Origin of the sequence: Siminovitchia fortis (genome assembly GCF_003605365.2) — a bacterium.
Taxonomy (GTDB): Bacteria; Bacillota; Bacilli; order Bacillales; family Bacillaceae_C; genus Siminovitchia; species Siminovitchia fortis.
Genome location: NZ_QYTU02000011.1, coordinates 73755 through 89057, shown reverse-complemented (window position 1 = coordinate 89057; position 15303 = coordinate 73755). Strand labels below are relative to the sequence as shown.

General features: G+C 43.9%; 14 protein-coding genes. 12 read left to right on the top strand and 2 right to left on the bottom strand.

Annotated elements, in window-relative coordinates:
* Nucleotides 1–355: 355 nt before the first annotated feature.
* Both D4N35_RS07155 and D4N35_RS07150 read left to right on the top strand, forming a co-directional pair.
* Nucleotides 356–868, top strand: a complete 513-nt coding sequence (locus D4N35_RS07155; RefSeq protein ID WP_120071899.1) for a flavin reductase family protein — start codon at nt 356–358, stop codon at nt 866–868.
* A 100-nt stretch (nt 869–968) separates the two neighbouring features.
* Entirely contained in the window at nt 969–1721 is a 753-nt protein-coding gene (locus D4N35_RS07150; RefSeq protein WP_120071897.1) for a (S)-benzoin forming benzil reductase, read from the top strand.
* 36 nt (nt 1722–1757) lie between these two features.
* On the opposite strand, the gene shc is transcribed toward D4N35_RS07150, so the two are convergent.
* A complete protein-coding gene (shc, locus tag D4N35_RS07145; protein ID WP_120071895.1) occupies nt 1758–3653 on the bottom strand; it encodes a squalene--hopene cyclase in 1896 nt (631 codons plus the stop codon).
* A 225-nt stretch (nt 3654–3878) separates the two neighbouring features.
* Here shc and D4N35_RS07140 point away from each other — a divergent pair, with 225 nt between their 5' ends.
* The 10 genes from D4N35_RS07140 (at nt 3879) to D4N35_RS07095 (ending at nt 13335) form a co-directional block, all read left to right on the top strand.
* Nucleotides 3879–4868, top strand: coding sequence for a DUF2515 family protein (locus D4N35_RS07140; RefSeq protein WP_430722763.1), 990 nt, complete (start codon nt 3879–3881; stop codon nt 4866–4868).
* Nucleotides 4843–5262, top strand: a complete 420-nt coding sequence (locus D4N35_RS07135) for a CBO0543 family protein (protein WP_235870321.1) — start codon at nt 4843–4845, stop codon at nt 5260–5262. The genes D4N35_RS07140 and D4N35_RS07135 overlap by 26 nt, the downstream gene beginning before the upstream one ends.
* 17 nt (nt 5263–5279) lie before the next feature.
* Nucleotides 5280–5690 (top strand): RDD family protein, encoded by a 411-nt coding sequence (locus tag D4N35_RS07130; RefSeq protein WP_120071889.1) that lies wholly within the window; start codon nt 5280–5282, stop codon nt 5688–5690.
* Nucleotides 5691–5770: 80 nt separating this feature from the next.
* Nucleotides 5771–6682, top strand: coding sequence for a DMT family transporter (locus D4N35_RS07125; protein WP_120071887.1), 912 nt, complete (start codon nt 5771–5773; stop codon nt 6680–6682).
* A 118-nt stretch (nt 6683–6800) separates the two neighbouring features.
* On the top strand, nt 6801–7523 hold the full coding sequence (locus tag D4N35_RS07120) for a GntR family transcriptional regulator (protein WP_120071885.1): 723 nt from the start codon (nt 6801–6803) through the stop codon (nt 7521–7523).
* A 161-nt stretch (nt 7524–7684) separates the two neighbouring features.
* A complete protein-coding gene (locus tag D4N35_RS07115; protein WP_120071883.1) occupies nt 7685–9040 on the top strand; it encodes an aminotransferase in 1356 nt (451 codons plus the stop codon).
* 37 nt (nt 9041–9077) lie between these two features.
* Complete coding sequence (locus D4N35_RS07110; RefSeq protein ID WP_120071881.1) at nt 9078–9992, top strand: selenium metabolism-associated LysR family transcriptional regulator; 915 nt, start codon at nt 9078–9080, stop codon at nt 9990–9992.
* 68 nt (nt 9993–10060) lie between these two features.
* A complete protein-coding gene (xsc, locus tag D4N35_RS07105; protein ID WP_120071879.1) occupies nt 10061–11839 on the top strand; it encodes a sulfoacetaldehyde acetyltransferase in 1779 nt (592 codons plus the stop codon).
* Nucleotides 11840–12052: 213 nt separating this feature from the next.
* Nucleotides 12053–12886, top strand: a complete 834-nt coding sequence (gene phnX / locus D4N35_RS07100) for a phosphonoacetaldehyde hydrolase (protein ID WP_208646278.1) — start codon at nt 12053–12055, stop codon at nt 12884–12886.
* Between the two features lie 131 nt (nt 12887–13017).
* On the top strand, nt 13018–13335 hold the full coding sequence (locus D4N35_RS07095) for a hypothetical protein (protein WP_186306482.1): 318 nt from the start codon (nt 13018–13020) through the stop codon (nt 13333–13335).
* 84 nt (nt 13336–13419) lie between these two features.
* Here D4N35_RS07095 and D4N35_RS07090 read toward each other — a convergent pair whose 3' ends face one another.
* A complete protein-coding gene (locus tag D4N35_RS07090; protein ID WP_120071875.1) occupies nt 13420–14910 on the bottom strand; it encodes an APC family permease in 1491 nt (496 codons plus the stop codon).
* Nucleotides 14911–15303 lie beyond the last annotated feature (393 nt).

The window sequence follows — 15303 nt, the reverse complement described above, 5'->3', positions numbered from 1 at the left end:
TTTTTACACATAAATAAGGACTTGACTCTGGCGGGCCGGAGCCAATGCCCGCGCCCGGTGTTTTCCGTCGCATGCGGTCACTGGCGGCCGGAGCCAATGCCCGCGCCCGGTGTTTTCCGCCGCATGCGGTCACTGGCGGCCGAAGCCAATGCCCACAAACGGGGTTTTCTGCTATCCGGGTCATCGGCGTGCGAAAAACGCCCGATTTTAAGTATTTGATCCACTATGCAACCATTTATAAGCATTTTATGAGATCCGAGGGAGCGGCATATTTAAGAAAAGTAGAACGTCCCATTAGGATCATTTATAAATTTTAAAAAATGATTGTAACAGAGGAAAAGGAGAGAGAATTTTCATGTCTAAAGAAGAAAAACAGCAATTATTCAAAGAGGCGCTTGGAAACTATCCAACAGGTGTCACGATCGTAACTGCTGCTAAAGAAGATGGAACTCCGGTCGGACTGACCGTTAATTCATTTGCATCTGTATCATTGGATCCTTTGCTTATTTTATGGTCAGTCGATCATCGTGTATCATCCAAGGATGCTTTTATCAACGGGGAAAACTTTGCAGTACATATTTTGGCTGCGGACCAGGTTGAGCTTTGCAAGACGTTTGCGACTCCGAATGTCGATCGTTTCAGCAAGTGCAGCTGGAACATGTCCGAGCATAATATTCCAATTATTGATGGGGCTTTCGCTGTTCTTCAATGCAGGCATTACAAAGCCGTGGAAGCCGGCGACCATACAATCATCATCGGGGAAGTGCTTGATATCGATATCGAAAAACGCGACCCGATGTTGTATCACAGAAGAAATTTCGGCTCCATTCCGGCCCAATTTTATACAGACATTGATGAGAAAAAATGACGGCTATATGGGTTTAGAAGTATTTCTGGAGGTTAAAAGTAAAGATAGAAAAATACCGATCCAGTCAACGCAGTGCTTAAAATGAAAGGATGATACCAAGATGGACGTCTTTTTTATAACAGGTGCTTCCAGAGGAATCGGCCTTGCTTTAAGTAAGGAGCTTATGGGTAAAAACAACGTGCTTGTCTGCATGGCGCGATCAAAGAACGAAGAGCTTGAGGAGCTTGCAAAACACCATGGCGGCAAACTTGCATTCCTTGAGTTCGATTTAACTGAAACCTCCCGTCTCGAAGAGCTGATGGATTCAATGATTTCCTATGTACCAGAGTTTCCGGGTTCTATTACGCTCATCAATAATGCCGGTGTCATCGAACCGATCGGCCATACAGAGGACAACTCGCCGGCAGCCATCGAGAAAAGCATTGCCGTCAACTTGACTGCGCCGATGATATTGACATCTGCTTTCATCCGAAAGCTTAAGGACAAACACGTGCCAAAACGGGTCGTCAATATTTCTTCCGGCGCCGGACGCCATGCCTATACAGGATGGAGCAGCTACTGTGCCGGAAAGGCAGGGCTTGACCATTATTCCAATGCTGTTGCATTGGAACAGAAAAAAGAACTGTTCGGTGTGAAAATCGTTTCTGTTGCTCCGGGTATTATTGATACGGATATGCAAAAGGAAATACGTAAAAGCGATAAGCAGGAATTTGAATTGGTCGATCAGTTTATCGAATATAAGAAAAAAGGGCTGCTGAGTTCACCCGAAGAGACAGCGGGCAGGCTTGCACGCCTGATTCAGAGCGACAAATTTTTTGAAATGGATGTCCTTCTTGATTTGCGTAATATCTGATATAGTGCCGATTATAGGAAAAAATCGCCTGCATCTTTATGTGCCGGCGATTTTTTGTTTAAACTTTTTCTCGTAATTGGAGAGTGCAAGCAAAGGAAAAATATAACGGTAACTATGGTAATGGATGTAAAATCCCCCTCCCATTCCTTGGCCGACGGGGTAATCCCAAGTCCAATTCTCGCTATCATATGAGTGGAGCAAATAGCGGACTCCTGCTTGAATTTCCGGCGTCGGCTGGTTTTCTGCGGCAATCAGTGCATCCAGCGCCCATGCCGTCTGGGTAATATGGCTTTTACGCAGCGGAACGTACGTATTTTCAATATCGCTGCTGCATGATTCCCCCCATCCGCCATCTTTGTTTTGAATCCTTTTAAGCCAGGCGGCCGCATTTTGGATACTTTTATGTTTGCGGTTAAAGCCTATTGCCATTAATCCTGTCACGGCAGCCCACGTTCCGTATATATAACAGATTCCCCACCTCCCGTACCATGACCCGTCTTTTTTCTGATCCGCTTTGAGCCATTCTGCTCCATTTCTTATCTTTTCGCTTTTTTTCGGCATGTTTGTATAATTACCAAAAAATTCAAGGGTCCTTCCGGTTAGATCGGCGCTGCTTGCATCTGAAACAAGGAATCTCGCCTTTTCGATCGGCAATAGATTCATAATCTTTTTATCAACATTTTTTTCAAAAGCAGGCCACCCGCCGTCATTATTTTGCATCGAAATGGTCCAATTGGTCCCGCGGTCCCATGACGAACGCAGGGCAGAATTCTCCGTAACCAATGGAGAAAAGGCTCTTAACGCCGCGGTTGTATCATCAACATCCGGGTTGAACGTGTTAATATCCGAAAATCCCCAGCCACCTGGCAAAGCACCTGGATTGTGAATGACCCAATCGCCGTATTTGTAATGCTGTTTTTCCAACAAGTATTCGTTGGCTGCTATGACCGTAGGATCTGACGCCGGGACTCCCGCATTCTGCAGGGCATAGGAAATAAGGGCAGTATTCCAGACGTTCGCTGTCGTATACTGCATATGGGTGTAGCCCTGAATGGTACATTCCATCCCTTTCAAGCCTTCGACCGCTTTTAAAATGACCGGATCGTCCTTTTTGTATCCGAGAGACATGAGGGCGAATATCATCAGGAAGGTGGAGCTGAAATAACTGTAAAACGTCCCGTCCGGTTCCAGGTGGTTGAGCATGTATTGTTTTGCCCGCTCGATGGCATATGACCGAAGTTGGCCGGGAGCCATCAGGATGCTTTTGATCCCTTGTTCAATAATGGAGAAAATATTTTCGAAACTGCGTTTTTCGTCCGCTGAAAAAAATTCGTCTGTCCTGTTGACAAAAAGGTCAGAAAGATCCGGGCTGTCCTTTGTTTTTCTGTTGTATTTTTTTGCGGCCAAAATCATGATCGGAGCAAGATTGGCCCTGCCGAATACAGAAAAATCATAGAAATTGATAGGAAAGGAAAGGGGCAGAAGAATCAGTTCCACAGGAAGCGGAAAAAAGGCTGGCCACTTATATTGCCCTGTCAAAGCAAGCAAGACTTTTGTAAATATCCCGGCTTTCTCCATCCCGCCATTTTTTAATATGAAGCTTTTGGCCAATCGGAGACGGGTATCAGACTTTGGGTAAAAACCCGAATAAAGAAGGGCATAGTAAGCTTCAACCGTATAGGACAAATTGCCGTCTTTTTCATCGTAATACAGCTTCCAGGCACCGTTTTTTTCCTGTTTGCTGAGAATCCGCTCCGTTAGCCTCCGAATCAAATCTTCATCATTTATTTCCAGGGTCTTTAATAAAATAATCATATAGGCATCGGTTTTGACGCCTGTGTCAAAGGGATAATCCCACGAACCATCGCAATTCTGCTCCTCTTTTAAAATTCCGGTAATCCTGTTGATCAACTCATTTGGACTGTACGCCATACCGAATCATCTCCCTGACAAATATTTATTCAAAAAAGGCGAAAGAATTCTTGGCGGGGGTGAGGAAAGATTTTCTTTTTTAAAAAGAAGAAAAAAACAGAACCGCTATCCCGCCACCTCCACGATATAAAGAGAAAATTGAAGAAAGTCTTGTTGGATACCTGCACTTTGAAAATCGAAGATTTGTCACGGGAAGATAAAGCGATAGTAGAGCAGATAACAAAAATAACGAAAATGCTGAATATCAACAACGTAACAAGGACGCAGGCCTATCTTGATTTTTATCTGCGGTATCCGGAAATCCATTGGGCATTCCTAGGGCATGCCGTGTCAAGAAACGGCGGATGGAACATGACCGACTTGAAAGGTGATTTGCTTTCAAGGCTGATGAGCGAAGAAAAGCAGGAAGAATTCTTTGAATTTCTGGAACGCGGAAATTGGTTAATTTTTCAGGATGCATTTCCGCAATTTTTGCTTTATGCGGAGAGCATAAGACAGGGACGAAGCCTATTTTATTTGCTTCCGTGTATGGGGATATCCAGGTTCATGGAGGTGATCTGGGACGATTTTTGGCAGAGGAGGGATTCTTATATATTGGCCATGGCGCAGGTTGTGAACGAACAAAGCTATTTGGAAGCGCGAATGATCCAAAATCCTTTTTATAAAGAAAAAATTTTTCAGACGCTGGAATTCTTTTTGCAGGATCTGCTTTCATTCAATCAAATATTGTTTCCTTCCCGTAAAGGCGAAAAGGCTTCACTGACAGGCATGACGATTCATCAATTTGGTTCATTGCATGAGCGGATCATCCTGGGCAGAAGATTGTATCACTTGCTTTTTAAAGACCGGAAACAACATAAGGAAATATTGGCCTGGTGTATTTCACGCGCGCATACCGGCTCCAGAAAGGATTACTGGCCTCATATTTTTAACGATGTCAATGAAGGGCTGCCCGGCCCGCTCCAAATTCGCAGGTTGAAAAACTGCCGTTTGATCAAAGGTTCACCAAAGTTGTATAGTCCCCAGCTTGAACATGCATGGCCAAATATGAAGCACCGGCCCGCTGAACCTGGTGACTGGTTTGATGATTCCGGTGTTGTTGTCTATTTAAAAGAAAAAGAAGAGCCGGTAAATGGAAAAATAACAGGTGATTATTGTGAAACCCTTCAAAATCTTGAATTGGCAGTACTTGCAAAAAAGACGGTTTTTATATAATGAGCCCGTCTATTTTCCGGCCATTGTATTCGCCATGCTGTTGGGAATGTACCTTGATCTTTATTTTACAGGAATGGGCATGTATTCATTTCCGTCCCGGCCCTTTGCTGATGTTTTCGAAATTCATATCGTTTTTAATCTTGCGGGCCTGCCCGCTTTTACTTGGTTTTTTCTTTGGGCTGGAATCAGAATGAACAAAGCGGGGAGGGGGCTTTTGATCGTACTGTTTAGTATGGCAGGTACCGTTTTGGAGGTATTATCGGAATCATTGGGTATGTTTTGGCATGCAGGCGAGTGGAAGCATTGGTATACATTTATCGGTTATCTCATATTTTTGCTCATTGTATGGAATGTATTTAAATGGACAAATATTCAGGAGGACAGAGGAAAATAAATTAAAAGGGAGTGGGGATGATGGTTCAAAATCCGGGCGGGTTTTGGAGAAGGCTGCTTGGACTATTATTGGATGCGATCGTTGTTGGTGTCCCGCTGGGCATATTAAGTTACATTTTGACAGGTGAGTCTGAAGGAAACACTCTTACCAATCTGCTAAGCTTTTTATATTATTTGATTCTTCCCGTAGTCTGGATGGGATACACGGTCGGCAAAAGAATTGTCGGCGTCCGGATTGTGAAGGTCGATGGCGGAAAAGTGGGAATTGGGACTATGCTTCTGCGGACTTTTGTGACTGGTCTCGTTTATGCAGTTACGCTTGGAATTGCTTTGATCGTGAGTGCATTTATGGTTGGTCTGAGGGAAGATAAAAGAGGGATTCATGATTTGATTGCCGGCACCTATGTGACGACGGACAAACCGCAGTAGCATTTTTAGCCGGAAATCTTCTTATCTGTGATACAATCAATTTAGATAATTTTAGAACCGGACAGCAAGCGGGGGATTTGATGAAAAAATGGCATTTATATTTTTTAGTCATCATGGTGATGGTGGTATGGGGCTTCAATGTCACCGCCATTAAAATTATAGTCACACATTTTGCACCAGTGACGATTACATCATTGCGGATTTTCGTTGCCTTCCTCACGCTTGCGCCCATGTTGTTTTATCGCAGTGAAATGAAAAAGCTTACGAAAAAAGATATATTGTTCATAGCTCTGGTGGCCGTATTCGGAGTCCTCGGCCACCATTATTTCCTTTCTGTTGGATTGAGCAAGACAAGCGCCGCCAACGGCGGGCTGATACTCGGCTCAGTTCCAATCGTTACAACTGTTGCGGCGGCTCTGTTTCTGGGAGACCGGTTGACTGTCTTCCGGATACTTGGACTGATTTTCGGTTTCTCGGGAGTAGCATTGATCATGCTTATGCAGCCGGGAGCCTCATTCAGCTTCGCCGTCGGTGATATTTTCATATTTTGTGCGGTATTATCACAGGCTGTCAGTTTTATTTTAATAAACAAAATGTCCAATACAGTAGGAACACAGGCAGTAACGGGGCTTTCACTCATGATGGGTTCGGTGATGCTTTTTTCATTCAGCCTTGCTGTGGAACCGGCAGGATTGGCGACATTGAAAACCGGCAATCTTACAGCCTGGCTCGTATTTTTCGCTTCCGGAGTCATTGCGACGGCTTTTGGACACCTCATCTACAATCACGCAATACAGAAAATCGGAGCGGGGCAGGCGTCACTGTTTTTAAACTTATCGCCTTTTTTCTCGCTTGTCGGAGCCTTTTTATTTTTGGGCGAGAAAATATATTCCACTCAATGGCTTGGATTTATTTTTATTGTGGCGGGAGTTATATTGGGGACTGGATTTTTGGAACACCGGAACTTCATCCGTACAAAAAAATCGGCATAAGAGGTTTTTAAAACTATTTTATGGAGGCTGAGAAACCAGAATTTTGGATTTCTTCGCCTTTACTTTTTACATGGATTTGATATTCTTTTATTAATTAACCTACGGGAGGGGGACGGATGTGAAAATTGATTATAATCATCCAATTCCGCTGCACATCCAACTAAAAGATCTGATTGAACAGCATATAGCCGATGGCATTTATACTGAACAAATTCCGAGCGAACGACAGTTAATGGAAAAATTTAACGTAAGCCGGAGTACTGTACGGGAAGCCATCAACTTATTGGTCAGGGAAGGGATACTTGAAAAGAAGCATGGGAAGGGCACCTTTGTTTCCTTGAAACCGATCCAGGATTGGCTGGGACATTTAAGCAGCACAACTGAAGTTATACGCGGAATGGGGATGAAGCCGGGAGCCAAGCTGATTACTCATTACAAAACAACGCCGGATCCTTATATACAGGGTCTGACGGGATTTAGCGAAGCCTATTTTATCAAAAGGGTACGCTTTGCCGACGATATAGCGATCGGTGTAGAACGGCATTATTATCCGGTGGAAATCGGAGAGGAATTGGCTAAATATGATTTGGACAATGCAACTTTATACGATTTGGTTCAGAACGAACTCGGAATCCGGTTCGCAGAAGCGGACCAATCCATTTCCTGCGGGCCATTATTGGAAGAGGACCGTGAGTATCTGGACATACCGTCTGATGCCTGTGTGATGACAGTAAGACGAGTGATCAAAAACGAAGCTGGACAAATCATTGAACTGGAAACCGCTTTTTACAGGAGTGACATGTACACATTCAAAGTAAATTTGTCACGAAAATTTGGTTGATCAGGGCATTTATCAGCAAACCTTATAAATACAATAGAATAGTCAAATGTCTGAATAGATAAAATTAATTGAAATATAAAACTTGATGTTTTATACTGAGTTCAACTCCGGTACTTCAACTGGTCCGGACGTCACAATGTCATGAAATGGAGGTTTGGAGTATGAAAACTGAAGTTGAATTGAGGAAAGGTCCGCAAACAAATGAAACACACCTTTGGAATGCGATCACCCGCTATAATCCCAATGCGGAGCCAACAGTGGCTGTTTCCGGTGAAGGCTCCTGGTTTACAGATGAAAATGGCAATCGCTACCTTGATGGTGTTTCCGGATTGTGGTGTTTGAATCTTGGTCATGGGAGACAGGAAATTGTTGATGCAGCGGCTGAACAAATGAAAGCCCTGTCATATTTTCCGTTGACGATGAACCATCAGCCCGCTGTCCGTCTCGCCGGTAAAATCAGCGAACTGCTTGGGGCCGATTATCAGGTTTTCTTTTCAAACAGCGGCTCTGAGGCAAATGAAACCGCCTTCAAAATCATAAGACAGTACTATAACCAGAGTGGCAATCCAGGAAAATATAAAATCATTTCCCGATATAGAGGGTATCATGGAGCCACGCTTGGAGCGCTGAGTGCAACAGCACAAGCCAACCGTCGTGTGAAATATGATCCGGGCGTTCCTGGATTCCTGCATGTCCATCCTCCATACAGCTATCGTTCCCTGTTTGATGGAACGCCTGAAGTAACGGATTTGAAAGCTGCCGATCTTCTTGAAAGTACTATTCAGCATGAAGGCGAGGAATCAGTGGCCGCTTTTATTATGGAACCGTTTATCTCCGGGGGAGGTGTCATCGTACCTTCAATCAAATATATTCAACGCGTTCAGGAGATTTGTAAAAAATATAATGTTTTGCTCGTCATGGATGAAGTTGTTTCCGGATATGGAAGAACCGGGGAAATGTTCGGATTCCAGCATGCCGAAGGAGTTCAACCCGACATTGTAACAATGGCAAAAGGATTGACGAGCGGGTATTTGCCGCTTGGGGCTACAGCCGTTAAATCTGAGATTTATGAAGTGTTCAAAAAACAGGGCAAAGATAATCACTTCCGGCATGTTTCCACTTATGGCGGACACCCTGCAGCATGTGCCGTCGCCCTCGCCAATATCGACATTATTGAAAGGGAAAATATTGTGGGGCGGGTTAAAGCACTGGGAGAATCAAAGCTTGGAAGACTCCACCAATTAAGCGATCACCAATATGTTGGAGAAGTGAGGCAGGCAGGCTTCCTGGTGGGAATTGAAATGGTCGCCGACAAGGAGACGAAAGAGCCGCTTGATGATGAAAAAATGGGCAGCATCTTGGCTGAATGCAAGAAGCGCGGTTTGATCATCGGAAGAAATGGGGACACGGTGCCGGGATTAAACAATGTCATTATTATAGCGCCGCCATTAACAAGCACTGAAGAGGATTTGGACTTTGTAGTTGAAACAGTAGAATCGGTGATTCGTAGTCTTTAATTTTTTCCCTAAATAATAACTCGGGAGGGAACCACTAATGGATTACGAAAGGCTGAAAACGTTTGTGGCAGTGGCCGAGAAGAAAAGCTTCTCCGAAGCCGCCAAGATATTGTATGTAACACAGCCGACCATTTCGGCGCAAATCAAGGCTTTGGAAGAAGAACTTGGGACGAAGCTGTTTGAACGGACAACAAAAAAAGTGGAAATGACACAGTCCGCCGAAATTTTATTAAAATATGCGAAAAAAATTATTCACCTGAGCGACTCTGCCCATAAGGAAATTTTGAAAATTGAGGACAGTATGTACGGTGATTTGAAAATTGGCTGCAGCTTTACAATAGGAGAATATGTCCTTCCCGAGTTTTTAAAATTATTCAAGGATGATTATCCGCTTATTCAAATGAGTGTCGACATTACTAATTCCAACAACATAGTGTCGAACATTAAGGATCAGTTCATTGATGTAGGATTGATTGAAACTCCGATAGAAGATTCCCAGATTATTGTGGAGCCTTTTATGGAAGATGAATTGACTTTAATAGCAGCGCCGGGTTATTTTTCCGATAATGAAATCACCATTTCGGCTGAACGGTTAAAGGATACGCCTTTGATCGTCAGGGAAAAGGGGTCGGGTACAAGGTCTGTTGTCAGCCAGTATTTGAATCAGGCTGGCATGGCGGAGGAGGACCTGAATCTTGTGATGGAGCTTGGGAGCACGGAAGCAGTTAAATCTGCAGTGTCCGCTAAGCTCGGGGTTTCGATTATATCGAAAAGTGCGATCAAAAAAGAGCTTAAACTCAAGCTGTTGAAAGCTTATCCGATTAAAGATATTTCTTTTTACCGGCATTTTTACATTGCCTGCCGGAAGGATGCTGTTTTAAAACAAACAACGGAATTGTTTATGGATCAATTAAAAAGCAGCACGGTGAAAAGTGAAAAAGGTGCTTCATAATCTGTATCAGGCAACATGAGTTGTTGATGATAAATTTTCAAACTTAACATAGTGAGGGAGGAATTGAAATGGCTCAAAAGGAAGCGGTAAAACAAAAGGCTGTAACGGGACAAAAAATGAAAATGACGCCGAGTGAGGCAATTGTTGAAACTCTTGTGCAGGAAAATGTAAAAGAAATCTACGGGATAGTTGGATCTGCTTTCATGGATATGCTTGATTTGTTCCCGACAGCAGGAATCAGATTCATCCCTGTCCGCCATGAACAGAGTGCTGCGCATATGGCTGATGCTTTTACTAGAGTATCAGGTACAGCAGGGGTCGTCATTGGGCAGAATGGACCGGGGATCACAAATATGGTGACATCTGTGGCAGCCGCATACCAGGCGCATACTCCGATGGTTGTCATTTCCCCATCTGCCGGAACACCGACAATTGGTTGGGATGGATTCCAGGAAGCTGACCAGGTATCAATCTTTAAGTCTATTACAAAGGAAACTGTACGGGTGACGCACACAAGCCGTGTAGCCGACTGTCTGCGCACAGCTTTCAGGATCGCATATGCTGAACGCGGCCCGGTTTTATACGATATTCCGCGTGACCTTTTCTACGGAGAATTGGAAGATCAAATCCTTGAACCGCATCAATACCGCACGGATGCAAGAGGAAGCGGTGACCCTGCATTAATTCAAAAAGCAGTCGAACTGCTTAAAGATGCGAAAAACCCGGTTATTATTTCCGGTCGTGGTGCTGTAGATGCTGACGGGGTAGAAACAGTTGTGAAAATTTCGGAACATTTATCTGCGCCAGCTGCCGTATCTTACATGCATAATGACGCATTCCCGGCAGATCACCCACTGGCTGTCGGACCGATCGGTTACATGGGATCAAAAGCGGCCATGAACACAATAAAAGACGCGGATGTTCTGATTGCGATTGGAACCCGCCTATCCGTCTTTGGAACACTGCCTTGCTACGATATCGATTATTTCCCTAAAAATTCGAAGATCATTCAGGTTGATATCAATCCGCGAAATATCGCAAGAACACACCCGATTGAAGTGGGAATTATTGGTGACGCAAAAGCAGCCGGTGAAGAGCTGTATAAACAGTTGTTGAAAGTACAGCCTGAGCCTTCGAAAAACACGGAGCGCATGGCTGAAATTGCAAAGCGAAAAGAAGCCTGGGAGCAGGAGCTTGTTGATCTGGCAATGGAGCCGGGCAACCCGATCAATCCGCGCAGGGCATTGCTGGAGTTGACGCGAGCGCTTCCTGAAAATACAATTATCTCAACCGATATCGGAAACGTATCATCCACAGCAAATGCTTACTTGAAATTCAATCAGACGAGACGCCATATTGCAGCGTTGACTTTCGGTAATACAGGCTTCGCTTACCCTGCAGCCATGGGTGCCCAGCTTGCCGAACCTGATACTCCTGTAGCAGCCATCATCGGAGACGGCGCGTGGGGAATGAGCCTGCATGAAGTGAGCACAGCAGTAGAGCAGAACATTCCAGTCATCGCATGTGTCTTTAACAACAAGTCCTGGGCTGCTGAAAAGAAAAATCAGGTAGATTACTATGACAACCGCTTTATCGGTTCCGACATCGAAGCGCCAGATTTTGCGGAAGTGGCGAAGTCAATGGGTGCGCTTGGCTATACGATCAACAAGCCGGAGGAAATTGGACCGGTAGTAAAAGAAGTTCTTGAAAAGAGGAAGCCGGCAGTGCTTAACATCTACGTCGATGGAACACAGCTTGCTCCGCCATTCAGGAGAGATGCTCTGAAAATGCCAACACGCTTCCTGGATAAATACAAACACTTGGATCACGAGAATTGGAAAAAATAAACAAAATAAAAGTCCAGCCCGTTCGGTGACAAGCCGGAAGGGCTGGTATTTTAATTGATTGAGGTATCTGCAGGTGAAAGATGAGTGGAATCCTGATTCATAAAAAAATCGGCACATTCTCAAAAAAAGCCAAGGATGAGCGATAACATTACATTAAAGGATGATTTTGGTTAAAAGATATTACTATGTTTTGTAATGAAGGAGGTTGACATTATGGATGAAAAACCCCCACAAATTGAAGCAATTATCTTTGACTGGGCCGGTACTATTATAGATTACGGCTGCTTTGCACCCCTGGATGTTTTTATTGAAGTATTCAAAAAGAGGGGAATAAACGTTACCGATGATGAAGCTCGGGCTCCCATGGGGCTATTGAAATGGGATCACATCAATGAAATGTGCAAAATGGAACGGATTGCAAACATTTGGAAGGAAAAATTCGGTCGATTTCCCCAGAAAGAGGACGTTGACGCACTTTATGAAGATTTTGAACCGATGCTGTTTTCCATCCTTCCAAAATACTGTGAACCGGTTCCGGGGGCAGTTGATTTAGTAAGTCGTTTGAGAACCCAAGGGTTGAAAATTGGATCGACAACCGGGTATACAGGAGAAATGATGAAAATCGTAGCTCCAGAAGCTAGAAAAAGGGGCTATGTACCTGATTCGATGGTGACATCTGATCATTTACCCGGAGGGCGACCGTACCCTTGGATGATCTATCAAAATGCCATTAATTTGGAAGTCTATCCTATGAAACATGTTGTAAAAGTCGGTGATACAGTCAGCGATATCAAAGAAGGAATTAATGCGGGTACCTGGGCTGTAGGAATTTTAAAAGGAAGTAGCGAGCTCGGGTTAAAAGAAACGGAATTAAATGCACTAAGCCCTGAAAATCTTGCTTACAAAATGGACCAAGTGTCCAAGAAGTTCAAGGAAGCTGGGGCACACTATGTCATTGAAAGTATAGGTGAATTAGACAAAATCATTCCAAAGATAAATAAGCACTTGGAAATTGGGGTTAAACGTCCAACTGACCATTTTATATGAAGAGAGGTGAAGAGGGCGGTATACGTAAACGTTGCATTAGGAATGATTGAAACTACTGCTTTTCCTGCATTGATCGCCATCACTGATTAATCGGATCGTGGAATGGGATTCCTTATCTCTTTGCGGACTTCATGCGCAATTTAAAAAAGAAGGTTGACGAAGTTAAAATCAAAAAGCCGATTGATGAGAAAGATCCAGCTTACAGGGCATTTCTCGCTTGGTTGACATTTCCTTCATGGCTTCTTCTTTTATTCAACCAGCCAATTGGACTAGTCTTGCTGTACGCAGCCCTTGGATCGCTATTCCTGCTGCTTCTCGCCATTACTCTTCTTTTCTTATTGAATTCTAAGGAAGTGAGGCCTGAATTCAGAAACAGACTTTGGAATAACGCTGCATTGATAATGGTCATTATTATATTTTTAACCTTGGGGGTAGCAAAATTCATTTAAGGGTTTATTGTAAAGGATGAATGGAGGGGGTTAGGCTGAGTATTTGAAAAAAGCTGCGGCCCAGGCCGCAGCTTTAATTAAAAACTATTTTGCTTCGGGTTCAGTGGTTAGGGAACCGGCTGAATTTTCGCTATCCTTGAAATCGCCCAAAATATAAAGATCCAAATCTTTCTTAGGCATTTCACTGTAATTTTTATATCTTGTAAGGAAGAAGGTGCCTCCGAGTGCCACCCAGACAAGCAGGGCAATCCATGACGGCGTTCCCAAAAATCCCGGGGAGCCGGGAACTACTAGTAATAGGAAGAAACCGATGCTGCTTATAACCCCAATAAGTGCAATGAGCTTCCTGCCAGGCGCAATGAGCGAGATATCCCTTGTTTTTCCAGTATCCTGGTCTGACCATCTAAAGAGGCGGTAGGCAACAAATGTCGTATAGAAGTAGGCGATCGTAACTCCCAAGGCAGCCATGTCGACGACCCATAATAGTGCCTGCCTTCCGAAGAACGGAGCTATGAGACAAGCTGCCATAGTAAACCAGATGCCCAGTTTCGGAGTTCCGTATTTTGGATGTAGTTCACCAAAAGAATCGGGAATGACTTTCGCTCTCCCCATTGCAAACAGCAGGCGGCTTGTCGATACATAAAAACCGTTTAGTCCTGTAAAAATTCCCATCATAACGGCAAAAGCAAGTATAAGGACACCAAATCTGCCAAATGCATTTTCAACAATTGTCCCCGTTCCCCACATGAAACCGGCGTCAACCGTATTCATCCAGGGCATGCCAACACCAGTGGCAATGATGAGAAAGGCATAAGTTAAACCGGCACAGATCAATGCCCAGAATATCAGCTTGAATGATTTGCTTGGATGGAAATCGAATTCTTCAGCTGCCTGAGGGATATTGTCAAATCCGACATATGCCCATGGCGCAATGGCTATGATGGCAGCAATTGCAGCTACTGATGAGGTTCCCGGCTTAAAAAGAGGCTGGAGGTTTGAAAATGAGCTGGAAGGGTGCAGAACCATTCCAACTGTCAATAATACAACCGCCACAACAAGGCCGACGCAAAAGATGAACTGTGAGAGCCCCGAAAGGCTGGCTCCACGAATGTTTAAATAAGCAAAGAAAATCAGGGCGAGACATGCAATGATTATTTCGCCAATCGTAACTTCCCATCCGGCAATCGTGTAAAGATGCCCTTTAGTGAAAAAAGCAGGCATTGTAAACTTTGCCAACAGGGCCAAGGCAGATGCGTTTAAAGCGACGATTGACATATAGCCGAGTGTAAGGAACCATCCGCAAAAGAATGCATGATACCTTCCAAGCCCATAATAGGCATAGGCAAACTCTCCGCCCGACACCGGCAGCTTTTCAACCAGGTATCCATAACTTACACCAATAACGATCATAAGAAGTGCTCCGATGGAATAACCGATAATGACACCAAGAGGCCCGGCCATGGACATCCAATCAACAGGCAATACAAAGGCTCCCCAGCCGATACATGATCCGAATGCGATGGCCCAAACCCAGTGGGGCTTCAACGTCTTAGCCAGCTGTTGCCGTTGTTCCATAAAAATATCCTCCTTTATTTTCTTTTAAAAACGAAACCCTCAAGATGTTAATTAAAATTTTATTCCTTAGATGAGTTGAAATCAATAATTTCTGACAGTTTGAATCATCGGAATATGTAATGTGGCTCATGACTTTTTTCTATATGTGCTGATTACTTCCCGTTGTAATCATTTTATTCAGCATGAAAACACTTAAGCACTGTATGAAACAGCGCTTGCAACCGAAGCATTAAGGAAAGATAAGTGCATGCAAATGAAAAACTGTACTGCACTTTATGTTAATCTATCAAGTTAAGAATGTTGATAAATTATCGCAAGGTTTTTCCCAATGCAAAAGAGTTTGTATATTCAAATAATTAATTGAATATAGATAGATTTAGTGATTTAATGAAG